Below are 24794 nucleotides of genomic sequence, written 5' to 3' on the forward strand. Positions count from 1 at the left end.
GTCCTGACTGTTTTTCGCAAACATACCGTCAGACTATAGTTTACATAACCCAATTTTAACTGCTCTGCACACTTTTTTCAATCGTTTTCTGAAAAAATGTATAATTTTTTTCCCATGTTTTCTGACTGGTAGTAAAATAGTACCAAATATTTTGCCGAGCAGACCAAAAACCGCCCCAAAGACCATCACATTGATCCGTATGACAAAACGGCTGAGCAGAAGATAGTAGAGCAGCATGCCAAGCACGATTCCACCTATGGAAAATCCTCTCACCATGCCGTCATTTTCCCGATACAACATCACAAAAACCACTGCCGTACAGCAGATCCAGTATACAAAATCCTCCATGCCGATCCAGAAATTCCCATGGGGCACGATTCTGCGAAAAATACGCAGGATATCATACAAAAGAAACAATGCTCCGCCAATCAGTATGGATACTCCAAGTGAGGCTGCCTGTTCACTGATCGCCGCGCTGACAGCCATCATTTAAACAATCTCCCTAAAATAGATTCTGCCTGTTTTCCTGTACTTTTGATATCGGAATAAGTCAGGGAATCGATTCTTCCTTCAATATCAATTTCGCCTTTTTCCAAAGTCAGACGATTCACATGGAGATCGTGCCCTTTTATCAAAAGCATACCCAGTTCTGTCTCTAACAGAATTTCTGCCACATCAAATGACAACACGTCCACAACTCCGGAAAAAGCCCCGCTTTTGCGGTTTGCAAGCAGTACTTTATGTGACTTTGTCACATTTGTATTTCTATCATCCATCCTAAGACCTCCTGATACTTATTAGCGGAAATATCTATCACCGTTTCTAAATATATTAGAAGGTCTTTGTTTTTATGCTATATATTCAAATAAATCTTTTGCCTGTTCTTTTTTTGTTGTATCCAACAGATCAAGCACACGCACTTTTACGGTTTTCGTTCCAAATGCGATCTCAATAATATCTCCGACTTTGACATTAACCGATGCCTTTGCCGGTTTTCCATTTACCGATACCCTTCCTGCATCGCACGCTTCATTTGCCACCGTACGGCGTTTGATCAGACGGGATACCTTTAAAAATTTATCAAGTCTCATTATATAATCCTCCTCTTATTCATAAAATGCAATGAACAAAGAGTCGCTTGCGACTCTTTCGCGCTCGAGTGGTGCTGTTTACAGCTAACTTCTTCTCCGCGAGATGCGCATCCCGCCCGGAGGGCTTTTTGTGTAATAGGGAATTTCCTATTACATTAAAAAGCGGATTCCGCAACCGGAACCCGCTTAGAATCTTTTCTGTTATGATTATGCGTTAACCATATCTTTTAAAGCCTTACCAGCTTTGAATTTTGGAGCTTTAGAAGCCGGAATAACCATCTCTTTACCGCTCTGTGGGTTTCTTCCTGTTCTCTCTGCTCTCTCAGATACTTCAAATGTTCCGAATCCAACTAACTGGATCTTCTCACCTTTTTTTAATTCTTCAGCTACAACGTCTGTGAAAGCTTTTAATGCTGCTTCTGCGTCTTTTTTGCTTAATTCAGTTTTCTCAGCCATTGCTGCAACTAATTCTGCTTTGTTCATGTTAAAAATTCCTCCTCTGGATTTTCACAGTAAATTTAATTTTGCGGTCTTCTGATGCACCAATCCCTGACGGATATCCGTACACTGTAATACCTACTTCATTATTTATACTTGTTTTTACTTCTGTTGTCAAGGAAAATCCCCTAAATATGGGCATTTTTACATACATTTTCCGTTCAGGATTATGATTAAAGCATTTTATCGATCATCGCATGTACTGCTTTTGATAAATCGGATGATTTTTTGTCAGCATCTGCAAGGGAAGTTCCCTTTACACCCAGATAAAATTTTACTTTCGGCTCTGTACCGGATGGTCTTACACATACCCACGCACCATCTGTCATCTCGTAGTAAAGAACGTTAGAAGATGGAAGTCCTGTCGGTGTAACCTTACCGGTTGCAAGATCTGTAACAGTGTCTTTCTTATAGTCGCGGATTGCAGTCACTTTATAATCACCGATCTCCTGTGGTGCCTGATCACGCAGTGTATTCATGATCTCCTGAATCTTTGCAAGGCCCTCGATACCTTTTAAGGTGATGGATGTCACATCATCTTTGTAATAGCCGTATCTCTCATACATTGCAAGCATTGCATCCCACAATGTCATGTTCTTTGTCTTATAGTAAGCGGCTGCTTCACAGAGTGTCATGGATGCTACGATCGCATCTTTATCTCTCGCATAGGTTCCTGTCAGACAGCCATAGCTTTCTTCCATACCAAACAGATAGGTTCCTTTTCCTGTTTTCTCAAATTCCAAGATCTTCTGACCGATAAATTTAAATCCGGTCAGCACTTCTACCAGCTCGATTCCATAATAGTCAGCGATCGCATCTGCCATATTCGTAGAAACGATAGAACGGATAAATGCACCGTCAGCCGGAAGGCTTCCGTCACGCTCTTTGCGCTGTCCGATCACATAATCACCGATCAGGCATCCTGACATATTACCGGTTAAGCTGTGATATTCTCCTGTTTTGCTGTCCTTTACATACACACCGAGACGGTCTGCATCCGGATCTGTCGCAAGAATTAAGTCTGCATCTACTTTTTTGCCAAGGGCAAGTCCAAGTTCAAATGCTTCTGCTGCTTCCGGGTTCGGATAACTTACCGTCGGAAAATCACCATCCGGCAGCTCCTGCTCCGGAACAACATATACATTTTTGAAGCCAAGCTCTTTTAATACACGGCGTACCGGAATATTTCCTGTTCCATGTAATGGTGTATAAACGATCTTTAACTCTCCGCCCACTTTATCAATGCAGTCCTGATGCAGAACCAGTTTCTTTAATTCAGCAATGTAAGGATCGTCGATATCTGCTCCGATCACCTGATAAAGTCCTGCTGCTTTTGCCTCATCAAGCGGCATGGTCTTTACTGTTGCATAATCGGTTACTTTTTTTACTTCATCCATGATTCCGGTATCATGCGGAGGTGTGATCTGTGCACCATCCTCCCAGTATACTTTATATCCATTGTACTCCGGTGGATTGTGGCTTGCTGTCACATTGATTCCGGCAATACAGCCTAATTTACGTACTGCATAGGAAAGTTCCGGGGTTGGTCTTAAAGATTCAAATACATATGCTTTGATTCCGTTTGCTGCCAGGCAGAGTGCTGCTTCATCTGCAAATTCCGGTGACATGTGGCGGGAATCATAGGCGATCGCAACTCCGCGCTTCTGCCCGTTTACCTTGCTGATATAATTTGCAAGTCCCTGTGTAGCCTTGCGTACGGTGTAAATATTCATACGGTTGGTTCCGGCTCCGATCACACCACGGAGTCCTGCCGTACCGAATTCCAGATCCATATAAAAACGGTCTTCGATCTCTTTTTCGTTTCCCGCAATATTTTTCAGTTCATTTCTGGTATCCTCATCAAAGTAAGGATTATTCAGCCAGCTCTCATAATTTTCTTTGTATCCCATTTTTCTTTCCTCCCATACTTATGATTCTGTCTTTATATTAGCGATAACAAACTTGTTTTTCAAGTACTATTCCATGCTAAATTTGTACAATTCTGTCCTTTTTAATTACTGTTTCCGGATAACGTTGACAAAAGTTCTGACAGAGTAGAGAGATAATCCGTACTGCTGCCCGTTGATGTGCCATCCCCGTTGCCGGTTCCCGAAGTCCCATCCGTCAAAATTCCGCTGCTGTTTTCCAGTGAATCCCCCGTCGAGGTTCCAGTGCTGCTTCCCACAGAAGTTCCGGCAGTTGTTCCGCTGCTTTCCCCAGCTGTATGGCTTCCTGCAAGACTTCCCGCAAGGCTCCCTGCCGCTCCATCTGTCGTAGTATCTGTTTCGTTCGTCACGGAATCCGCTGTATTTTCTGTTTCTGTCTCTTCCGTGGTGCTTTCTGTTCCACTTCCATCACCGGACATTCCGATCACGATCGTTGCCTCTTTTGAATTAACAAACAGCTTCTTATTGTAAGTATCATATCCGGGAGCTGTAACAGCAAGACTGTGCACTCCATACTGGATCGGAACTGCCTCCTCGGTGTCGATCACTTTTCCATCAATCTGAATGATCGCATCCTCCACATCCACAGCAAATAAAATATTTCCAAACTTTGGTCCCTCACCCTTTAAAGTGTTAAGATCAAGTGTCTCTTTCTGTCCGCTCTCGATCGTAAGATCTGTACTTCCGCCATATCCGTTATTTGCCACAGTCACAGTATAAGTTCCTGCCGGCAGTTCCATCGTCATATCTTTGGTCACTTCCGCAAATATTTTGCTTCCGATCTGGATAAAACTTCCCTCAAAAAGTTCTGTATTCGTCAGCGCAAGTTCCCCATGTCCGGTTGTGACAACAATGGAGATCATTTTTTTTCCTATACCGGTCACCCGCAGTGTATCTAAATCGGTCAGATCTGATAACTGCTTTCTCACATCATCTTCACAGATATAAAGATCTGCATCATAGGAATACCGTTCATCTCCGATCTTAAAAATCCTCCGATCCATATCCACCGAATAACGTGATACATCCGGATATTCCCAGACAGCATCGGAAATCTGCACCTGCGTGATCTTTCCCTGATCATCTTTTTCTCCCACCGTGATCACTCTGCCGGGTTCAAAATAAGACACCGCTGTGCGGTTTCCATATTTATCGAGAAATCTGGTTGCGATTGTGTAATAATACACATATTCTTTACCGGATGCGATCTGCTCTAATGTCAGACATTCTGCCTGCATATCATTCGATCTGATCAGGAACTGGTCTGTTCCGACCACATCTTCCCCGGTTGCCTCCACCGACTCATTTGCATCATCCGAAACATCCTCCGTTTTGGCATCTTTCTCCTGATCCGGGTAATAATAACGCCCGGTCACAACCGTATTCTTCTTTCCGCATGCACTAAACAGCATGATCATTGCTGCAAGCAGCAAAATAATCCTGTATTTTATCTTCATGTGCTCTCCTGCTTTCTAAAATATTGTGCAAATAATTATACCGCAAACTATCTACACGGTAAAGTGGAAGAGCATCTGTAAAAACTGTTCCCTTGCATCTTCCTGCGCAATAACTTTCTCTAATTTTTCTATATTTCTCCCTGACAGCCATGCTTTATGTGAATTATAATAACGGTTTGCGATCTTCCAGAATTTTTCCGGATATGCAAGATAAACATACAGATATTTCAGTTCTTCCGGCGACAGCTTTTTTACCCGGTCATAATTACGTATCAGATCCATGCCAAGTCCTGCATTCCAGTTATTCTTTTCCATCATTTTCCGGATAAAGTTTGCAAGATCCCCGACTCTCTCCTGATACAGGAAATTTTCAAAATGAACGACTGCAATTCCATCCTGTGAGAAAATAACATTGTGCTGGTTATAGTCACCATGACAGAATCCAATCAGTTTCTCCTGCCGTCCAAGATCCTTTAAAATATCCGTTGTCTCTTTCGCTTTTTTCACATATTCCGGATACCAGACCGCAAACATCATCTCAAAATCATTTTTTTTCTTTTTTGCACGGATATAATTCTTTACTTTGTTTAACTCACGGTTTCTTTTTTCATAAAGCATTAACAGACTATTCTGTCCCGATCGTAAAAACTCTGGTACACTGCCCTCATAATTCTGTGCAGACTGATGCAGCAACGCAAGTTCTTTTACTGCGCTAAACATATCTGACCTGTTTTTCGTATCACATTCTGCACCCGGATACGCCTGATATAATATGTATTTTGTTTCCTCCTCATTCACAGAAAACGGCTCGCCCTCTTTTGTGCGCATTATCGTTTCCACAGTTCTTCCCTGTCTATCAAGATGATCCAGCATATCTGCTAAAAACTCTGCCCGTTCTTTCGAACCTCTGTATTCACGCAATATTTTTGGTCCCTGTTCGGTATCACACTGATAGCTGTCCCGTCCTCTTGAGATGGATTTTACTTCCAGTTCGTATTGTTCTAATACCTGTTCCGGTCGATTATACAAAAAAACGCCCCCCATATGATTGATTACGGTCTTACCACCGTGTCTCTTCATCATATGAGAGGGTTTGTTCATTCATGACTACAGATTCTCTCCAATAGTCTTTCTTTTGTATTCAGCTCCGGTTCATCAAGCACCAGTTCCAAAAGACCTTTTAATGTTTCCCCGATCTCTTTTCCCGGTTTCATCCCGGCAGCGATCAGGTCACTTCCATTGACTGCCAGGTCCCGTATCGTAAGGCACTGATTTTTTTCTAAAATATCCCGGTATAATGCCTCATATCCATCCACGTATGCTAACTTTTCTCCCCTCTGGTATTCGCTCTGTGCCAGGATATCTGCACGTTTTACCGCAAACAATGCCGGATACTGTTCCACTCCGATCCTGCTTACTGCTCTTCTAATATTTTTCTCTGAAAGAGGCGGATTATCATCATGCCAGCACACCAGACGGCACACCTTATCCGTCGTATCATTGTCAAACTTTAACCGGCGCAGGATCTTTCGTGCGATCTCACTGCCTTCCTTCGGATGTCCGTAAAAATGATCGCTGCCAGACTCATCCGTGGTCCTGCACGCAGGTTTTGCCACATCGTGTAACAACATTGTAAGGCGCAGCACCTTATCTCCCACAATATGATTTAAGGCTGCCACAGTGTGTTCCCCGACCGAATAACAATGATGCTTTGTGTTCTGCGGCGTCTCCATCATACGGTCAAACTCCGGCAGAAATACTGCTGTAAGACCTGTCTCCCATGCTGTTTTGATCTCGCCCGGATGTGCAGAGGTAATTAATTTTACCAGTTCGGTCTGTATCCGTTCCGCACTGACTTTTGCAATATTCGGTGCAAGTTTTACCATCGCCTTTTTTGTCTCTTCCTCAATCGCAAATCCAAGCTGTGCAGCAAAACGCACGGCACGAAGCATCCTAAGCGCATCTTCCGAAAAACGCTCTGTGGCACATCCCACGCATCGTATCACGCCCCGCTCTAAATCACCCACACCGTCAAATGCATCGACCAGACCGTTTTTGTCATTATATGCCATGGCATTGATTGTAAAATCACGCCGTTTTAAATCCTCCAGCAGACTCGCCGTGAACTGCACGTTTTTCGGGTGTCTTGCATCCTCATATTCACCGTCGATCCGGTAAGTTGTCACTTCAAATCCTTCATGTTCCACCATCACGGTGACTGTTCCATGCTGTATCCCGGTATCAATGGTATGGATCTTTTTTTCGGCAAATATTTCTTTAACCTGCTCCGGTTTCGCCTGTGTCGTGATATCCCAGTCCCCCGGTGTGCGGTGTAACATGGTGTCGCGCACACAGCCGCCGACTGCATACGCTTCATAGCCATGTTCTTCTAATGTTTCTATGATAAATTTTACTTTTTCCGGCAAAACGATTTTCATATACGGTAAGTTCCCTTTTTTGTTGTCTTGATCGAATAGAGCAGATCATCCGCCCGCTTGATCATCTGGTTGATTTCTTCCTCGTCATGAACGTCTTTCGCCGACACGATTCCAATGGAACAGGAAATACGCTGCTCTTTTTTGATAGAAATCTGTTTTTTCAGTTTCTCAGAAATCGCTCCTTCAAAACCGTCTGCCTGATCGATCTTTTTATAGATCAGCTCTGCTGTCTCTGTAAGTTTTTCTTCGTCTGCAGTAAAAAATACGATAATGTATTCATCCCCGCCGTAGCGGCATACAAATCCCTGTTTTTCACACAGACCCGAGAAAATGTCTGCCATTTCCTTTAAAACCAGATCTCCGACATCATGACCGTAAGTATCATTATAATGTTTAAAATTATCGAGATCAATAAACATCAGTCCCAGTTCCGGTTTTCGTTTTCCTCCCAGAAATTCATCCATCAGGGCTTTGATTCTCCGGTAAAACCCTTCTCTGTTATAAATTCCAGTCAGTTGGTCTGTAACCGCAGAAAGATAAAGTTTATTGTTCATCTCGTATATTTTATCATATGCGTCCAGACGGTTCAAAGAATATTTTACCTCCCGGAACAAAAGCTGATACATGTTTAAGTCATCTTCATCTAACATATATCTGTTTACGGAAGAATGCCAGTTATCCTTCATCCTCACATAGGCGATCAGGAAATTTTCCAGTTTTGAATTGTTAAAATACGGTACTGCCACTAAAGAACACACATCATCCTCACCAAATAATGATGTGATATCCTGGTGCTCATTATAATTGCTGCTGATCTTCGAGATTGCATAACCTCCCGGATTCCGTTTCAGGGAAGCAATGATCCTGCCCGTCTGCCCGTCGTTTAATTCTATCCCTGTATTATTGTATAATACCTGCGTCTGTCTCTCCATACAGCGCGCATATACCGCGCAATCCACATTAAAATGATTTAAAAACGTTTTCATGACCGCATCGATCATTTCTTCTGCACTGACTCCGGTCACGTCGATCAGTTTCTGCCAGGTTAAAATAAAATCCAGCTGGTGTTTTTTACTCTTATAAGCAAGCACCATACTTTCCTGCCAGAGAAGCGCATCTAATTCCTGTACGGAAATCTCCTTCTTCCCATCCTCATCATCTAAAGGCGGCAGGGTATCCATAATTTTTTCTGCCAGCTTTCCATAAGTGTTAAAATGTTTGTATTCGTATTCCTCCAGTATGTTCTTTTGTTTTACTTCCCCTTTTTTATTTCCAAGATGATTGAAACACTCCATTCGCTTTTTCCGGAAAAGTGCATAGCTGAAAAACTGATTTCCCTCGGAGCATCTCAGATAATTCTCCGCTTTTTCATAATCTAAGTCAGCTTTTTCATAATCTCTATCGTATACGGCAAGCAATCCGCGGGAAAATGTATATAAAAACATGTCGTCATCAACTTTCGCATAATCATGGACAGTTCCAAACCCATCTCCCATCTTTTCTTTTTCTATAACGTAATTTAAAAACTGTCTGCAATTATTTAAGTAGCGCTCACAATTAAACCTGTTGCCCTCTAAAACAGACACAAGTGCAAGAAGTCCATATAATTTTGACAGATTGCATACCCTCAGACTGTTTAAATGCAGACGTTCCACAGCCTTCATGCACTGTGTCAGATAAAATTCCGCCTTTTCATACTGACCGCACATAATGCAGTTTAAAGACATATTATACTGCACTTCTGCAATATCTCCCGGCTCCCTCAGATAATAAAACAGACGGATGGCATGCGTGTAATACGCCATTGCACGTTCATTTTCACCGATCGCACATAAATTATATGCAATTCCCGAATAGATACGGCCTGCCTGGATTGATCTTTTATCTTTCAATGCTTCATACGTGCGCACCGAATAAAGCAGGGAAATCTCATACATGCCATTTGTCGACGAAAGCATGATATTTTTCTGGTATGCCGTGTTGATCAGATGTTCATTTTCGATTTCTTTGGCAATACGTATTCCCTTGCTGAAGTAGATCAGAAGTTCTTCAGACTGATTCGCCTTCTCGACGATTTCCGGCTTATTGTCATATGCATAAATATATACATGTGCCAGATGATTGCGGTAATTGTAGCGGATCAGATTTTCGGTCAGGCTTTTCTCTATTTTTACATCCTGCGCACAGAAAAATATGTTATACCAGCCGGACATCTGTATCTGGGTTTTGAGTAACTCGGATAAAAACTTCCGGTAATCATCCGATATTTTTTCTGCAATACGATATGTTTCGCCTGCCATCTCTAAGGCTTCTTTTAATTTTCCCTGATACATATACGCAGTTGCGATCAGATAGTCCTGCTCATATGCACACTCATCTTCCCTTCCGGCAAGATGGATTTTTTCTAAATCCTCGCAAATTTCAAGAGCTTTGGGAATATCCTTCCTTAAAATAGAAACTTTCGCAAATAAAAGCCACATGCGAAAACGTGCAGGATCATCGACAAAGAGATTATCAAATTTTATCTTTCGCTCTATAACCCCCAGATAATATGCTGCCTGGTCAAAATCAAGAAATTCCACCATATTCTGCAGTTTGCGGTAGACCTTTTCGCTTCCGTAGTCAGCATATTTTCCATCATCTGCGATTTCTTCTTTTTTCCTGCCGGAATTTCCGATATGGTAAATCTTGCTGCCATCATCTAATGTCTCGTAAAGCATCTCCCAGTCCGGCACTAAAAACTCCGGCATTGCCTGAATATCACTGACCCCAAGCACAAGACCTATATTGCTGTTCTCGGCTTTTAAAATTCGCGCTGTCAATTGCATCGTACTTTTTGAGGCCAGCTGAAAACGGTTCAAAATAAGAAGAACCGGATGCCTGTCTGCAATGGCATACAGCATACGTTCAAGTGCCGCTAGCATGCGCTCCTGTTCATATGCCACCTCATCGAGCAAAATGATCTCTTCCCTTTTTGCATATCCCCGGTTAAAATAGCCAAGCAGTACCGGCCGGTGCAGATAATACACATCACATTCTTCCATAAATTCTTCGAATGTACCCGTCATATACCGCCTGAAGCCATCACAGATCATGGTAAGATACGGCTCATATGCACTGGTGATTTCACCCGGTTCAAATTCGTGCATCTGTACGAAAATATTCTCCATTTTCTCCAGCTGATCTGTATAACTTAATTCTTCTATGGAAAATTGTCCACTGTATCTGACCAGAAGATGGTTCTTTTCCACAGTTCCCAAACCGGCTGCCACCTGTTCTATCGCACCATCATAATACTTTTCTATCATCTTCTCCCATCCCCCTGAAAAAATAATATTTTGTGTTACATGTACTTTCTGCAGGTCTTATGATCCCATTTTAAAAACGCTACCGGAATCGTTTCCATTTTATGTTAAAAGTAAACAGAACCGTATGATTCAGCGAATCTGTCTATATTCGCTGAATCACTTTGCGGTTCTGTTTTTATTTTTTAGTATGCTTTACCCCAATATACTAATTTGTGAGCCGGTTTTCCGCAGCATACACATACATCTGAGATATGTTCCTGATCATGAAACGGCATACAGCGTGATGTCACTGCAAGATCTTCTTTGATCTTATCCTCACATGCCTGATCTCCACACCACATTGCACGGATAAAGCCCGGTTTCTCATTTGCGATTGTTGTAAACTCTTCGTAGTTATGTGCATCCCAGATATGTGCATCTCTGTGTGCCTTTGCACGCTCAAACATATCTTTCTGGATCTGCTCTAATAACTCCGGAAGTTTTGCTTCAAGCTCATCTAATGCAACCTCGATCTTCTCTCTGGTATCACGGCGCACAATCACACATTTGCCTGCTGCAATATCCTTTGGTCCAAGTTCGATACGAACCGGAATACCTCTCATCTCCTGCTCGGAGAATTTCCATCCCGGACTCTTGTCAGAATCATCAAGTTTTGCACGGCAGACTTTTCCGATACGCTCGCAGACTTCTTTTGCGGTGTCAAGCACACCATCTTTCTGCTGCTGGATCGGGATGACCATAGCCTGTACCGGAGCAATACGCGGTGGCAGCACAAGTCCTGAATCATCTCCGTGTACCATGATGATCGCACCGATCAGACGTGTTGTCATACCCCAGGATGTCTGATATACATACTGAAGTTTGTTGTCCTTATCAGTGTACTGAATGCCAAATGCTTTTGCAAATCCATTGCCAAAGTTATGGCTGGTTCCTGACTGCAATGCTTTTCCATCATGCATCAGCGCTTCGATCGTGTAAGTTGCATCTGCGCCTGCGAATTTTTCTTTTTCTGTCTTCTGTCCACGGATAACCGGCATTGCAAGTACATCCTCACAGAAATCCGCATAGACATTTAACATCTGTACGGTTCTCTGCTCTGCTTCCTCTGCAGTCGCATGTGCGGTATGTCCCTCCTGCCATAAGAACTCTCTGGAACGTAAGAACGGACGTGTTTCCTTCTCCCATCTTACAACAGAACACCACTGGTTATATACCTTTGGCAGATCACGGTAAGACTGGATAATATTTTTATAAAAATCACAGAACAATGTCTCTGAAGTCGGTCTGACACACAGACGCTCCGGAAGCTGATTTAAGCCGCCGTAAGTAACCCATGCAACTTCCGGTGCAAACCCTTCCACGTGATCTTTTTCTTTCTCTAACAGACTCTCCGGGATAAACAACGGTAAATATACATTTTCAACGCCTGTCTCTTTGAAACGGCGGTCTAATTCATGCTGGATATTCTCCCAGATCGCGTAACCCGCCGGACGAAGGATCATACATCCCTTTACGGATGAATAATCGATCAGTTCCGCTTTTTTGACCACGTCTGTATACCACTGGGCAAAATCTTCCTCCATGGAAGTGATTGCCTCTACTAACTTCTTGTCCTTTGCCATGATAAATCTCCTTATTCTTTAAAAACCTTTGGATTTATTTTATGATAAACCAAAAGGCTTGTCAATTTCAAACTCCAGTTTTCTATGTGTCTTTGGATGACGGAATGCGATCTTGAAAGAACATAGTGCAAGCTGTTTTCCTGACGGGGTAATATTTTCTTTGAAATTATACTTTTTATCCCCGACGATCGGCATTCCTGCATGTGCAAGCTGTACGCGGATCTGATGATGACGTCCGGTATCAAGCTTTATTCGTAAAATGGCATTTCTCCCATTCTGCTCAATTACTTCATAGGAAAGTTTTGCATGTTTTGCCTGCAAAGTTCCTCTCTCTACCACCTCAGATGTGTTTGTCTGTCCATTCTGTAAGAGATCATCCTCTAAGATTCCCTTTTTCTCTTCCGGCACTCCGTCCGTCATGGCATAATAGTATTTGTCTGTCAGTTTTGTTTTGATCTGACGGCTCAAATCCGATGCTGACTCTTTATTTTTAGCAAATACCATGACTCCTGCGACCGGCTGGTCCAGACGGTGCACCACACCGATATAAGGTTTTTCTCCTTTGGATGCCCGGTAGTTTTTAAGCAGGCTCTCCATATCCGCCTGTCCGATACGTTTTGTCTGTGTTGCCACGCCTGCCGGCTTTTTGCAGACGATAATATCTTCATCTTCATAAATGATCGCTGGCTGCATACTGTTCCTCATTTCTACTATTTGACCGGCATATTATCCACGCAGCTTACAAAATCCTCTCTCCTTGCGGACTCTTCTCCCGGCAGCGGAGTGGAACGCTTTCCGCCACTCTTGGAACATTCCTGACATACATCCGAACCAGCCGATGCTTCTGTTCTTCCAAATCTGCACTGCTCCAGGTGATCTCCGCTTGCAAGATACACACCTTCTATATTTTCTCCTGTCACTATGACAGTTGGTTTTTCATAGTTACCCATCTTTTGTTTCCTCGCTTATCCTTTATTTCATCCGGATGACTGACTTTGTCAGAGCCCGAACTTCTTTATTATATACCCTTTTTATACTCCAGTTCAAGTTCCTCTGCCAGATATCCATCACTCATGCAGTGCATATCTGAAATTCCTTCACTCATGAACTCATATACTTTGGAATGATAAAAAAAGTTTAAGGCTGCATCAACGGATTTTCCTGTTTTTTTAGCAAATAGTTCAACTACCGTATTAAAAACTTTATCATTCGCTACACCACCTATAACAATATCATAATCAGAGGCATCTCTTCTACTTCTGCAGTTTAATATAAAATCCAGCCATTCTTCAGAATATGAATCAAATTTCAAAACATTTAGATTGTGCTCTATACTTTCGTCAAATTCATATGCGGAAACAATTCCAGGTTTTCCGCGTCTTTTAAATTTACCACACCACTTAACAGCCTATTTCGTATTCTGGAATTATATAATCATTCAAAATACTGCTCTTCTCTGTCAATGCACTGTATATTGTCTGCGCATTTACCCCCAGCTTAACTGCAACATTTTCAATACAAAATATTGCAAATTCCAATTCTTCTGAATTTTCTATATTTTGTTTTGTCATTTTTCTCCATTCCGGTTATTTTTTATCTGTTATTTAATAACATAATACCACAAAAAGATCCTGTCCATAAAAACAGAATCTTCTTGTGGTATTATGTTCACAAACTACAATTTAAAGTAGTACCCCACTCCCCAAATAGTCGGAGACTATTTGGGGACACAAACTATAGTTTAAAGCGGTATCCGACACCCCAAATAGTCTCTATATACTGGGGTTTATTGGTATTCATCTCAATCTTTTCCCTGATCTTTTTGATATGCACAGTCACGGTTGCGATATCTCCGATCGACTCCATATCCCAGATCTCACGGAAAAGTTCTTCCTTTGTGAACACATGGTTCGGATGCTCTGCTAAGAATGTTAAAAGATCGAACTCCTTGGTCGTAAACTGCTTTTCTTCTCCATTCACCCAGACACGTCTCGCTGTTTTATCGATACGGATGCCACGGATCTCAATGACGTCATTCTCCACGATATTGCTTCCGATCAGCCGTTCATAGCGGGCAAGATGTGCTTTGACCCGTGCGACAAGCTCACTCGGTGAAAACGGCTTTGTAATGTAATCATCTGCACCGAGTCCGAGTCCCCTGATCTTGTCAATATCATCTTTTTTGGCAGATACCATAAGTATCGGTGTATTCTTTTCTTCTCTGATCTGTTTACAGATCTCAAATCCGTCAATCCCCGGCAGCATCAGATCTAAGATATACATATCAAAATCTTCCGAGAGTGCACGTTTTAACCCGACCACCCCGTCATTCTCAATCTCAACCTCAAAACCACTTAATTCCAAATAATCTTTCTCTAAATCTGCGATTGCTACCTCGTCTTCAATAATCAAAACCTTACTCATTTGGTACCTCCTGATATTTACGAATTACAAAATACATAACTGTTCCGATGGCTTCCTTACTGGTTGCCCAGATCTTTCCACCGTGGTCTTCTATGATCTTCTTTACAATAGACAAACCGATACCGCTGCCACCGGTTGCAGAATTACGCGACGCATCCGCACGATAAAAGCGGTCAAAAATATATGGCAGATCTCTTGCAGAGATACCTCTGCCGTTGTCCTCGATCTCCACCTGGATAAAGTCACCGACATCTTTGATACGGATATTGATAAATCCTTGCTGTTTATCCAGATACTTGATGGAATTACCTATAATATTATGGATCACACGGCGGAGCTGCTCCGGATCTGCAATGATCAGAACATTTTCATCCACATAATTAAAATAAGCAAGCCTGATATTTCTTGTCTCGAGGTCAAGCCCGATCTCCTCTACGCAGTCATTAAAATATTCTGATACGTTAATTTTTGCAAAATTATATGGAATACGATTTGTATCAATTTTAGCATACAATGTCAACTCATTTAAAAGTGTATCCATTTCGTTTGCCTTATTATAGATCGTGCGGATATATTTATCCCGTTTCTCCGGTGTATCAGCTACACCATCCATAAGTCCTTCCGCATATCCCTTTACTGCTGTGATCGGTGTCTTTAAATCATGCGCAATATTACTGATCAGTGTCTTATTTTCTTTTTCACCCTCGATCTTTTCCTCCGCATTGTCTTTTAAGCGCAGACGCATCTCCTCAAACGATCTGCAGAGTTCACCGATCTCATCCTTGCTGTCCGATTCCACGGAGAAATCAAGATTACCATCTTTGATATTCTGTGCTGCCGTCTGCAGTTTTCTGATCGGATTGATCATGCTCGTATACATCCAGATGGTTAACATTGTCGCTGTCAGCACAAGAATGAGAATAATGGAAACTAATACATCAATGAGCAGTTTCTTTACCTCAGGAACAGTCTCCTCTAAAATTGTAACGATAAATGCACTTCCCGCACTTCCATCCTGAAACTGGAAATCGATCTGCTTGATCAGCACCTGTTCATCACCGTCAATGTAAGTTCCGGCATCCTCATCTTTCACAGTATCCCCATAGGATGGCAGCTGTGTCAGAAGTGAAATACTTGCATCCTCGCCAATGTAAATCAGCTCCTTATCTTTTCTTACGATCAGATAGGAACTCTTCTCCTCTAAAGTCTGATTAAGTTCATCTAAATAATCCTGATCTTCCAGTCGCGCCGGATCATCCTTCGCCGTATCCTTCAGTTCTTTGAAACATTCTTTGGTAAAGCGGCTCAGGAGCTGCATGGAATTTGAAAAATAACTATAATTATTTTCCGTGATCCCATAAGTCTGCTCAATCGCTTTTACCTGGATACGCTGAAAACTGAAAAGTGCCGCCATCATCAGCACGATCGGGACAAAAATAATAATACAAAAAGAAATAATAATTTTGGATTTCAGTTTCATTGTAATCTCCCTGCCATAAAAAATGGTCATAAAAGCATCTTTATGATTTCATAAAAATACCTTTATGACCTATTATAACATGAAAAAATACAAATCCCATTTATTTTATATAAAATTGTCTAAACTTTTTGTGAAACCGGATCTGTCTTTTCACTTAAAATCTTCGAGGAAATTTATTTCGAGGAAATTTATTTCGAGGAAATTTATTTCGAGGAAATTTATTTCCTTATAGATATTTCTTTAATGTATCAGCCTTATCAACTGCCTCCCACGGAAGGTCTAAGTCTGTACGTCCGAAATGTCCGTAAGCTGCTGTTCCACGGTAGATCGGTCTTCTTAAGTCAAGCATCTTGATGATACCTGCCGGACGAAGGTCGAAGTTCTCACGAATGATCTCAACTAACTTCTCATCGGATAATTTACCTGTTCCAAAAGTATCTACCATAACGGATGTCGGCTGTGCAACACCGATCGCATAGGATAACTGGATCTCACATTTCTCTGCAAGACCTGCTGCTACGATGTTCTTTGCAACGTAACGTGCTGCATATGCTGCAGAACGGTCAACCTTTGTGCAGTCTTTTCCAGAGAAAGCTCCGCCGCCATGACGTGCATATCCGCCGTAAGTGTCTACGATGATCTTACGTCCTGTTAAACCTGCATCTCCGTGTGGTCCGCCGATTACAAAACGTCCGGTCGGGTTAATGAAGAACTTGGTATCTGCATCGATCATATCTTCCGGAAGGATCGGATCGAAAACATATTTTTTGATGTCTGCATGAATCTGCTCCTGTGTTACATCATCATCATGCTGGGTAGATAATACAACTGCCTCAAGACGTATCGGTTTTCCTGCTTCATCATACTCTACGGAAACCTGTGTTTTTCCGTCCGGTCTTAAGTAGGTTAATGTACCGTCTTTTCTTACTTTTGTTAACTGTAATGCCAGTTTGTGTGCTAAAGAGATCGGATATGGCATTAACTCCGGTGTCTCGTTGGTTGCATAACCAAACATCATACCCTGATCACCAGCTCCGGTATCAAGATCATCTGTCAGGGCACCCTCTTTTGCTTCTAATGCTTTATCAACACCCATTGCAATATCCGGTGACTGCTGGTCAAGTGCTACCATAACTGCACATGTATTTCCGTCAAATCCTGTCTTGGCATCGTTGTAACCGATCTCATTTACCGTTTTACGAACGATTGCCGGGATATCTAACTGTGCTTTTGTGGTGATCTCTCCGGTTACTAAAACGAAACCTGTACAGCTTGCGGTTTCACATGCAACACGGCTCATTGGATCTTCTGCCATACATGCATCTAAGATTGCGTCAGAGATTGCATCGCAGACTTTGTCAGGATGTCCTTCTGTTACGGATTCTGATGTAAATAATCTTTTTTCCATTCTTTTGCTCCTTTTTCTGATAGTGTTTTTTGCGTTTTCGCAAAAAAAATCCACTTGCGAAAAACAAGTGGAAGTGATATCTGTAAATCAATCATCAAATCCTCTTATTGTTCGAACATATATACTGTAACGTACAATTCGCTCAGGTTGGCACCTTCCGTAGAGGGGTTGCCGTGACTTCACAGATCCTTTGTATCTCCATCACTCTGAATAAGAAAATTCTAAAAGTTATTAAGTTATAAAACTCACAGTGACTAACATACACCTGTTTTTCTAAAATGTCAAGGTATAATTTCTTAACCTTTTGCACAAACCCGATTGACTTTCAAATATGAAAATTCTATACTATACTTAATTATAAACGTACATATAATAGAATGCATGTTCTGCGGACATTCTGTTATCATGAATGAAATGGGGTTTTTTATGAAAAAGGTAACAGTCAACAAACTTGAACCCGGCATGATTACTGCCGAACAGATTCTGACAAAGAACGGACAGATGATCGTTGATAAAGGTGTCACACTTACAAGACCACTTATCATGCGTCTTTCTTTTTACTGTGTTTTAGAGGTCGGTATTGAAGATCCGGATGAACCAAAAGAACCGGAAACACCACATTTTATTCCGGCTTATTCCCAGAAGGTAAAAGCCTCGAAAGAATTTCAGACATTCCAGTTTGATCATTCTTTCGTATTGAACTCCTTAAAGTCTTCCATGGAAGGCTATGTTTTTCATGATCAGCCGCTTGACACAAATGATCTTCTTGACCAGACAGTTAAACTGTTTAATTCCTGTAAAACATCACTTGAGCTTTTTGATATGCTGCACAATATGCGTGCTTACGATGACAGCACTTATGCACATTCTTTAAATGTAGCTCTGATCTGCCGGCGTATCGGTAAATGGCTGAAAGTAGATGCTGACACTTTAGACACTTTAACACTCTGTGGTCTTTTGCATGATATCGGGAAATTAAAGATCCCGGATGATATTTTAAATAAACCAGGCAAATATACAGACGAAGAATTTGATCTCGTCAAAAGACATACAAAATTTGGCTATGAATTATTAAAACCGCTGCAGATCGATCCTCATATTAAAAAAGCTGCCCTGCTTCATCATGAGCGTTGTGATGGATCCGGTTATCCGCTGAAAGCGACCCAGAAAGACTTAGATGACTGCTCAATGATCGTTGCGATCGCTGATGTTTATGATGCCATGACTGCTGCAAGATCTTACCGTGCTCCTCTTTGTCCATTTCAGGTCATTGAGCGTTTTGAACAGGAAGGTCTTCAGAAGTATAAGCCAAAGTTCATCCTGACTTTTTTACAGCATATCGCATCCACTTATCAGAACAACCGTGTTCTTTTAAGTAACGGGCAGAGTGCCAATATCGTTATGTTAAACCAGCAGCATCTTGCAAGACCGATCGTACAGTTGAACGATAACTCCTGCATTGATTTGTCTACACGTCTTGATCTGCATATCCAGAGTATTCTGTAAGCGGACTGATTGCTGTAGATAGAATCCACTATTTTTCGGATATACCTGCAGTTTCAAAAAGAAGCGCTCAAAGAGGCTCCTTAGAAAACGATCATATTTTCTGATCGTTTTCTAACAGAACTGCCTCTTCGAGCGCTTCTTCTGCTTCCTCTTCGATTTCTTCCGGTGTTCCATTCAAAACCGGTATCTTTCCAATATGCATAAACACACGTGCGGCAATCAACGGAACAAATCCCACAAATGCGCCATACACACCATATGCATAGACAGACACACATCCGATACATGCACCTGCAAAAAAAGAAAGTACTGTCATGGTATACATGATTCCTTTTCTGCGAAATTCCGGATCCTTTGTCAATATGTACTGTGTCCATGCAAGCAGCGACTGCTTAAAATTATTCGTGGTAAAAATGCTTGCGCTGTTATACCCGGATGCACCGGAATAACTTCCCCACTGGAATGCCGAACAGAAAAATATCGGATAAAGACTCACAACCGCAGACATTCCCTCCGGCATGACCGCTGTTGCGGTAAGTCCTGCCGCATCTACCCAGAGTACCAGCCTTCGCATATCCAGTCTGGTAAAATTCGTCAGCAGATAGGAGATAACGATCGCACTGCCAAAAATAAGAAATGCCAGAAATCTTATTCCCACTTCTGCAAAATCTTTACCGGTAAGTGCCGCTGCCATCTCCATAACGTTTCCGGTCTGTGCAGATCCAAAATTTCCTGCATGCAGCAATATCGCATAAGTTCCAAGGAATCCACCAACTAGCGTGAGATTCCAGTGAAGTATCATATCCAGTTCTTTTTGAAATATTTTTCTCATCTTTATCCTCATTTCCTATGAATCAAAAAAAGACGTCTCCTATACCCGGAAACGCCCTTCTCTACTCCTAAGATACTTTCAGTGTAAACTTCTGAATCTCTTTCTCTGTACTTACTTTCTCGATCACAGCCCCCAGTGATGCGAGTTTTTTCTCAAATTCTTCATATCCACGTTCAATATAGTAGATATCATCTACCACTGTGATTCCTTCTGCTGCCAGCCCTGCGATCACAAGAGCCGCTCCCGCCCGCAGATCCGGTGCATTAACACGTGCTCCGGTATAATTGTCAACTCCGCCGATGATCGCTATATTGCTCTCGACTTTAAAATTGGCACCCATGCGTGCAAGCTCGCCCACATATTTAAAACGGTTTTCAAAAATGCTTTCCGTAACGGTACTCGTACCCTCTGAAATACCTAATACCACTGCGATCTGTGGCTGCATATCCGTTGGAAATCCCGGATACGGAAGCGTTGTAACCTGTGTATGATGCAACGGTTTTGAAGATACCACGCGTACCGCATCATCAAACTCCTCCACCTCACATCCGATCTCAAGCAGTTTTGCGCTGATCGCTTCTAAGTGCTTCGGAATTACATTTTTTACTGTAATATCTCCCTTTGTGGCTGCTGCAGCAAGCATAAATGTTCCGGCTTCAATCTGATCCGGAATGATAGAATACTCTGTTTTATGCAGCTTCTCCACTCCGACGATACGGATCACATCCGTACCTGCACCTCTGATATTAGCACCCATGCTGTTTAAAAAGTTGGCTGCATCTACAACATGAGGTTCCTTTGCAGCATTTTCCAAAGTTGTTTTTCCCTCTGCCATGGCTGCTGCCATCATAATGTTAATCGTTGCACCGACAGATACCTTATCCAGATATATATGCGTTCCTTTTAACTGCTTTGCATCTGCAACCACAAGACCATGCCGGATATCTACTGTCGCACCTAATGCACGGAATCCTTTCAGATGAAGGTCAAACGGACGGCTTCCGATATCACAGCCACCCGGAAGAGCTACCTCTGCATGTTTATACTTGCCAAGGAGAGCTCCAAGCAGATAATAGGATGCCCTTATCTTACGGATATATTCATTGTCCACAACCAGATTGTGAATAAATGATCCGTTCATTTTCACCGTATGTGTATCCAGTCTGTCTACCTTCGCTCCGATATCACTGATCGCATTTAACAGCACATTGATATCTCTGACATTTGGTAAATTTTCTATTGTAACGGTTTCATCCGTCATGACTGCCGCAGAAATGATGGCAAGCGCAGCATTTTTTGCCCCGCCGATTTCCACTTCACCGACTAACGGATTGCCTCCTTTAATGACATATTGTTCCATATCACACCTCTATGAACCTTTTCATACAAACACATAATTATAGTTGCTATTATGTGCTTTTGTCAAGAATTATATCACAGTTTCAATTTTGTTGTAAATATGCAGATATTCCCAAAAAAATCTGCATTTCCACACACTTTACATTCAATTTTTATCAGTTACTGATATACTTCAGTGGATTAACTGCTGCGCCTCCGATATAGATTTCAAAATGCACATGCGGTCCTGTGGAGCGTCCGGTGCTTCCACTCATTGCGATCGGTTCTCCCTGCTCTACTTTCTGGCCAACTTTCACTAACAGTTTACTGTTATGTGCATAACGTGTCAGTCTTCCATCTGCATGGCTGATCACGACATTGTTACCGTATCCTCCATTATAAGAAGCCTGAATCACAGTTCCGGCACAGGACGCATACACGGTTGTTCCAACCGGGCATGCCCAGTCCACACCTTTATGCATTCTTCCCCAGCGTCTTCCGAATCCCGATGTAAATCTTCCGCCGGCAATCGGTTTGATGTATGTCGGTGGTACGATCGTTCCCCGTTCCACAACTGCTGCCTTCGCTGCCGTCATGATTTTCTGGTGTGCCAGCTCCCTGCTTACCTCAGAGCCGTTTTCATATACGACGATATCATTTCTCTCACGATGTCCTGACACACCTTCTTCTATAACTTCCTCCTGATTGGTATACCAGGAATCATTTTCCATAATGACAGGTTCTTCCTCATAATCTTCCTCGTAAACTTCCCCTACAGTCAGCCTGATCTTTAAATCCGGTTCCGGAACCGCAATGATAAGCTCCTGTCCTTCTCGCAGTGCGTCTGCATTTTCGAGTCCGTTTAATGCCATAATATCCGTAACTTTTGTGTCATGGTCAAGTGCGATCACAGAAAGACAGTCACCACTCTCTACTACATATATTTTATTCGATTCTTTCTCTTTTGTTACTTCCGCAGCAGCATCACCCGGATTAGTAAATGCATCCGGCTGCACGTAATTTTCATAAACCTCAACATTTTCCACAAATGCCATGTCAAGGACACCTGTTTCATAAAAATCCGCCGCATCTGACGTCACAGCATCCAAAAGCTGTGTTGCCGACTCTAATGAGACACCTGCAAGCGATGATGCCTGTATATCCTGTGTTTCTTTTTCCCCTTCTTTTGCCAAATCGTCTTCGCTTTCTTTTTGTTTCAGATCCGCCGTTAATATTCCGTCAATCTGTCCTTCCAACGACTGGTATGTAACTGTATACGCATCTTCTTCATCCGCTTTTTTTCTGACCTGGTTCAAAAAATCCATCACTTCATCGATTGTTGTAAAATTCCCACGGTAGGAACCGATCGCAACTGTATATGCACGCTCTCTGCTCTCAATCGTCTTTTCTGCCAGCACATTTTTCAGTTGTTCTTCTAATGCTTCTTTCTTTTCCAGATGCACAAACGGCTTCTTTTCTGTCTTTACTGACCATTCATAATCCATACACAGACGTTTTTCTGACTCTGCTGCCAGTTCTCTTCTTGCCTTCCGGATTGCCTCCTTCACATCGACGTTTTCTGCCACATAACCGACAAATATTCCATCTATATACACACCCTGATAACTCTGTCCTAATGCCGTCTGCTGCGTCAGTGCTCCTCCCGCCAATATTATAAGAAATCCACCGGTAACGATCATTCCAGACAATAGTTTTTTATCTTTTAATCTTTTGTTCATCTTCTGACTCTTTCATTCCATTGATGTGATTTTACAAAGATTCTTTTTGGATCTGTGCCACAATCTTCTCGATCGTCTGTTCCACATTCAGACCATTCTCTGCAATCGTAATGTCTGCATATTTTTCATACAGTACAATTCTCTCATCATACAGATCTTTTAAAGTCTGTCCATCTTTTAAAACAACGCCCCTGCCTTTAATATCCGACAGTCTGCGGCTGATTCCTGTATAATCTAATTTTAAATAGATCACAGTTCCGATCTGCTTTAAATGCTCCATTGCCTCTTTTCCATATACAACACTTCCTCCGGTGGCAATGACTGAATGATGTGCTTCTATTTCACTGTTAATACGGTTTTCGACCGCAATAAATCCGTCAGGTCCTTCTTCTGCAATGATCTCGCGCAGCAGCTTTCCCTCTTTTTCCTGAATAACCAGATCTGCATCTACAAACTGATAGCCTAATACCTTTGCCAATATGACTCCCACGGTGCTTTTTCCGACACCAGGCATTCCGATCAGTACAATATTGTCTTTCTCCATCTGTTTTCTCCCACTATAAAAAACGTCGAAAGACTGTGCTTTCGACGTTCTCTTTTTACTCTGTTGCCTGCTCCGTCGTGCTTTCTGTCTCTGTATCTTTTATAGTTGTAAACAGGTTATCAAAATTCACGTCATCCCAGACTTTTTCTTTCACTGCCCACTCGATTCCTTCTTTCCATCCATCGAGCGTCTCATTATACAGATCATCTTTGCGCTGCTCAATAATGCTCTGGCGTGTCTCCTCTGTCGCATCCGCATCCACTTCTTTATCGAGACGTGCCACAAAATAAGAGCTGTCACCCTCGATCAGATCTGTCACTTCGCCTTCTTTTAAATCTTTCAGTGCCGCTAAAAGTTTCTCATCCACAGAATCATCTTCCTGTGTAAACGTGCCGGTACTTACTGTATAGCCTGCATCCTCTGCTGCTGCATCAAGACCGTCTTCCTTTGCTGCCTTTGCAAAATCAGCCACCTTTGCTGCAAGCTCCTCTTTCTCCTCATCCGTATAATCTACGGTATTGCCGCTCTCATCCCTATGTGTCGTCTTAGAAACACCTACATAACTATATGCGCCTGTTTTTGCTTCCTCATCCGTTACATTGGTGTCTGCATCCGCAACGATCACTGCTTTCATTTTGCTCTGGATCGTCTCTAACGTAAGATATTCTTCCACGATTTCCTGCGTTGCACCGAGTGCCTTTATCGCATCTTTACTGTTATCTTCCATAAACTGTGTTGCAGCTGCGGTGATCGCCGCTTTCTCATCATCTGTAATGCTGACATTATACTCATCCATATGAAGCTGCAGCACGTACATATCTTCTAAGGAGTCCATCACGCTGTCTTTAAAATTATCCTGTCCGGTCGTTCCATTTCCATACAGATCAGATGTCCAGACATTTTTTCCAAAATATGCGGTATAAAAATCATCTGCTCCCGCCTGCCCAAATCTTGCTGCAAAGTTTGCGATTCCAAGTGTTACCGGCTCTCCATTTAAAGTTGCCACTGTTTTATCTTTATTGACTCCGCCACAGCCTGTAAGTACAGATAAAGCCATAGCGCCACTTAACAATAATGTGGTAATTTTTCTGCTGTTCATATATTCCTCCCAGTGCCCTCTTTTTCAGATATAGGCAGTCATTCAGTTTATTATAATTCGTTTT

Annotated in this window: 23 protein-coding genes and 1 riboswitch; of the genes, 1 reads left to right on the plus strand and 22 read right to left on the minus strand. The window is 42.2% G+C overall.

Annotation, left to right across the window (positions count from 1 at the left end; genetic code table 11):
• Positions 1-33: 33 nt before the first annotated feature.
• From yabQ to metK, 17 genes are all read right to left on the minus strand, one after another.
• Positions 34-489: a spore cortex biosynthesis protein YabQ gene (gene yabQ / locus ACDD58_RS06805; protein WP_186899325.1), complete on the minus strand. Its 456-nt coding sequence runs from the start codon at positions 487-489 to the stop codon at positions 34-36.
• Positions 486-776: a sporulation protein YabP gene (gene yabP / locus ACDD58_RS06810; RefSeq protein ID WP_186899324.1), complete on the minus strand. Its 291-nt coding sequence runs from the start codon at positions 774-776 to the stop codon at positions 486-488. The genes yabQ and yabP overlap by 4 nt, the downstream gene beginning before the upstream one ends.
• A 72-nt stretch (positions 777-848) precedes the next feature.
• A complete protein-coding gene (locus ACDD58_RS06815; RefSeq protein ID WP_006856311.1) occupies positions 849-1091 on the minus strand; it encodes an RNA-binding S4 domain-containing protein in 243 nt (80 codons plus the stop codon).
• A 207-nt stretch (positions 1092-1298) separates the two neighbouring features.
• Positions 1299-1574: an HU family DNA-binding protein gene (locus ACDD58_RS06820; protein WP_006856310.1), complete on the minus strand. Its 276-nt coding sequence runs from the start codon at positions 1572-1574 to the stop codon at positions 1299-1301.
• A 188-nt stretch (positions 1575-1762) separates the two neighbouring features.
• Complete coding sequence (locus ACDD58_RS06825; RefSeq protein WP_117919942.1) at positions 1763-3499, minus strand: phospho-sugar mutase; 1737 nt, start codon at positions 3497-3499, stop codon at positions 1763-1765.
• A 101-nt stretch (positions 3500-3600) separates the two neighbouring features.
• Positions 3601-4992: a hypothetical protein gene (locus tag ACDD58_RS06830; RefSeq protein WP_117919940.1), complete on the minus strand. Its 1392-nt coding sequence runs from the start codon at positions 4990-4992 to the stop codon at positions 3601-3603.
• Between the two features lie 51 nt (positions 4993-5043).
• Positions 5044-6021, minus strand: coding sequence for a CotS family spore coat protein (locus tag ACDD58_RS06835; protein WP_241070873.1), 978 nt, complete (start codon positions 6019-6021; stop codon positions 5044-5046).
• A 68-nt stretch (positions 6022-6089) separates the two neighbouring features.
• Complete coding sequence (locus tag ACDD58_RS06840) at positions 6090-7430, minus strand: CCA tRNA nucleotidyltransferase (protein WP_118209874.1); 1341 nt, start codon at positions 7428-7430, stop codon at positions 6090-6092.
• A complete protein-coding gene (locus tag ACDD58_RS06845) occupies positions 7427-10738 on the minus strand; it encodes a GGDEF domain-containing protein (RefSeq protein WP_370776561.1) in 3312 nt (1103 codons plus the stop codon). The genes ACDD58_RS06840 and ACDD58_RS06845 overlap by 4 nt, the downstream gene beginning before the upstream one ends.
• Before the next feature lie 182 nt (positions 10739-10920).
• Entirely contained in the window at positions 10921-12360 is a 1440-nt protein-coding gene (gene proS, locus ACDD58_RS06850) for a proline--tRNA ligase (protein ID WP_117919934.1), read from the minus strand.
• A gap of 39 nt (positions 12361-12399) precedes the next feature.
• Positions 12400-13065, minus strand: a complete 666-nt coding sequence (locus ACDD58_RS06855; RefSeq protein ID WP_370776563.1) for an RluA family pseudouridine synthase — start codon at positions 13063-13065, stop codon at positions 12400-12402.
• A 5-nt stretch (positions 13066-13070) separates the two neighbouring features.
• Complete coding sequence (locus tag ACDD58_RS06860; protein WP_370776564.1) at positions 13071-13310, minus strand: hypothetical protein; 240 nt, start codon at positions 13308-13310, stop codon at positions 13071-13073.
• 68 nt (positions 13311-13378) lie between these two features.
• Positions 13379-13723, minus strand: coding sequence for a DUF3990 domain-containing protein (locus tag ACDD58_RS06865; RefSeq protein WP_370777464.1), 345 nt, complete (start codon positions 13721-13723; stop codon positions 13379-13381).
• 37 nt (positions 13724-13760) lie between these two features.
• Positions 13761-13931, minus strand: a complete 171-nt coding sequence (locus tag ACDD58_RS06870) for a DUF3791 domain-containing protein (protein WP_186899320.1) — start codon at positions 13929-13931, stop codon at positions 13761-13763.
• A 163-nt stretch (positions 13932-14094) separates the two neighbouring features.
• Positions 14095-14784, minus strand: a complete 690-nt coding sequence (locus ACDD58_RS06875; protein ID WP_117919927.1) for a response regulator transcription factor — start codon at positions 14782-14784, stop codon at positions 14095-14097.
• Entirely contained in the window at positions 14777-16264 is a 1488-nt protein-coding gene (locus ACDD58_RS06880; RefSeq protein WP_117919925.1) for a HAMP domain-containing sensor histidine kinase, read from the minus strand. The genes ACDD58_RS06875 and ACDD58_RS06880 overlap by 8 nt, the downstream gene beginning before the upstream one ends.
• Positions 16265-16490: 226 nt before the next feature.
• A complete protein-coding gene (gene metK, locus ACDD58_RS06885) occupies positions 16491-17672 on the minus strand; it encodes a methionine adenosyltransferase (protein ID WP_118209871.1) in 1182 nt (393 codons plus the stop codon).
• A 101-nt stretch (positions 17673-17773) separates the two neighbouring features.
• Positions 17774-17889, minus strand: a riboswitch (SAM riboswitch).
• Between the two features lie 209 nt (positions 17890-18098).
• Between metK and ACDD58_RS06890 the strand changes: the two genes are divergently transcribed.
• Positions 18099-19178 carry an HD-GYP domain-containing protein gene (locus ACDD58_RS06890; RefSeq protein ID WP_243006755.1) on the plus strand — a complete coding sequence of 360 codons (1080 nt, stop codon included), beginning with the start codon at positions 18099-18101 and terminating at the stop codon, positions 19176-19178.
• Between the two features lie 91 nt (positions 19179-19269).
• Here the strand turns inward: ACDD58_RS06890 and ACDD58_RS06895 are convergent, their stop codons facing one another.
• The 5 genes from ACDD58_RS06895 to ACDD58_RS06915 form a co-directional block, all read right to left on the minus strand.
• Positions 19270-20010 carry a YoaK family protein gene (locus ACDD58_RS06895; RefSeq protein ID WP_117919921.1) on the minus strand — a complete coding sequence of 247 codons (741 nt, stop codon included), beginning with the start codon at positions 20008-20010 and terminating at the stop codon, positions 19270-19272.
• Between the two features lie 67 nt (positions 20011-20077).
• A complete protein-coding gene (locus tag ACDD58_RS06900) occupies positions 20078-21370 on the minus strand; it encodes a UDP-N-acetylglucosamine 1-carboxyvinyltransferase (RefSeq protein WP_117919919.1) in 1293 nt (430 codons plus the stop codon).
• Positions 21371-21524: 154 nt separating this feature from the next.
• Positions 21525-23087: a peptidoglycan DD-metalloendopeptidase family protein gene (locus ACDD58_RS06905; protein ID WP_370776568.1), complete on the minus strand. Its 1563-nt coding sequence runs from the start codon at positions 23085-23087 to the stop codon at positions 21525-21527.
• Positions 23088-23118: 31 nt separating this feature from the next.
• Positions 23119-23631: a shikimate kinase gene (locus tag ACDD58_RS06910; RefSeq protein ID WP_370776570.1), complete on the minus strand. Its 513-nt coding sequence runs from the start codon at positions 23629-23631 to the stop codon at positions 23119-23121.
• A gap of 55 nt (positions 23632-23686) precedes the next feature.
• A complete protein-coding gene (locus tag ACDD58_RS06915; protein WP_370776573.1) occupies positions 23687-24730 on the minus strand; it encodes a peptidyl-prolyl cis-trans isomerase in 1044 nt (347 codons plus the stop codon).
• Between the last annotated feature and the right edge of the window lie 64 nt (positions 24731-24794).

The sequence above is a fragment of the Roseburia sp. genome (assembly GCF_041325975.1).
GTDB lineage: Bacteria > Bacillota > Clostridia > Lachnospirales > Lachnospiraceae > Roseburia > Roseburia rectibacter.

Coding starts and splice junctions, on each gene's coding strand:
- yabQ (WP_186899325.1), bottom strand. CDS start 489: ATGATGGCTGTCAGCGCGGCGATCAGTGAACAGGCAGCCTCACTTGGA.
- yabP (WP_186899324.1), bottom strand. CDS start 776: ATGGATGATAGAAATACAAATGTGACAAAGTCACATAAAGTACTGCTT.
- ACDD58_RS06815 (WP_006856311.1), bottom strand. CDS start 1,091: ATGAGACTTGATAAATTTTTAAAGGTATCCCGTCTGATCAAACGCCGT.
- ACDD58_RS06820 (WP_006856310.1), bottom strand. CDS start 1,574: ATGAACAAAGCAGAATTAGTTGCAGCAATGGCTGAGAAAACTGAATTA.
- ACDD58_RS06825 (WP_117919942.1), bottom strand. CDS start 3,499: ATGGGATACAAAGAAAATTATGAGAGCTGGCTGAATAATCCTTACTTT.
- ACDD58_RS06830 (WP_117919940.1), bottom strand. CDS start 4,992: ATGAAGATAAAATACAGGATTATTTTGCTGCTTGCAGCAATGATCATG.
- ACDD58_RS06840 (WP_118209874.1), bottom strand. CDS start 7,430: ATGAAAATCGTTTTGCCGGAAAAAGTAAAATTTATCATAGAAACATTA.
- ACDD58_RS06845 (WP_370776561.1), bottom strand. CDS start 10,738: ATGATAGAAAAGTATTATGATGGTGCGATAGAACAGGTGGCAGCCGGT.
- proS (WP_117919934.1), bottom strand. CDS start 12,360: ATGGCAAAGGACAAGAAGTTAGTAGAGGCAATCACTTCCATGGAGGAA.
- ACDD58_RS06855 (WP_370776563.1), bottom strand. CDS start 13,065: ATGAGGAACAGTATGCAGCCAGCGATCATTTATGAAGATGAAGATATT.
- ACDD58_RS06860 (WP_370776564.1), bottom strand. CDS start 13,310: ATGGGTAACTATGAAAAACCAACTGTCATAGTGACAGGAGAAAATATA.
- ACDD58_RS06870 (WP_186899320.1), bottom strand. CDS start 13,931: ATGACAAAACAAAATATAGAAAATTCAGAAGAATTGGAATTTGCAATA.
- ACDD58_RS06875 (WP_117919927.1), bottom strand. CDS start 14,784: ATGAGTAAGGTTTTGATTATTGAAGACGAGGTAGCAATCGCAGATTTA.
- ACDD58_RS06880 (WP_117919925.1), bottom strand. CDS start 16,264: ATGAAACTGAAATCCAAAATTATTATTTCTTTTTGTATTATTATTTTT.
- metK (WP_118209871.1), bottom strand. CDS start 17,672: ATGGAAAAAAGATTATTTACATCAGAATCCGTAACAGAAGGACATCCT.
- ACDD58_RS06890 (WP_243006755.1), top strand. CDS start 18,099: ATGAAAAAGGTAACAGTCAACAAACTTGAACCCGGCATGATTACTGCC.
- ACDD58_RS06895 (WP_117919921.1), bottom strand. CDS start 20,010: ATGAGAAAAATATTTCAAAAAGAACTGGATATGATACTTCACTGGAAT.
- ACDD58_RS06900 (WP_117919919.1), bottom strand. CDS start 21,370: ATGGAACAATATGTCATTAAAGGAGGCAATCCGTTAGTCGGTGAAGTG.
- ACDD58_RS06905 (WP_370776568.1), bottom strand. CDS start 23,087: ATGAACAAAAGATTAAAAGATAAAAAACTATTGTCTGGAATGATCGTT.
- ACDD58_RS06910 (WP_370776570.1), bottom strand. CDS start 23,631: ATGGAGAAAGACAATATTGTACTGATCGGAATGCCTGGTGTCGGAAAA.
- ACDD58_RS06915 (WP_370776573.1), bottom strand. CDS start 24,730: ATGAACAGCAGAAAAATTACCACATTATTGTTAAGTGGCGCTATGGCT.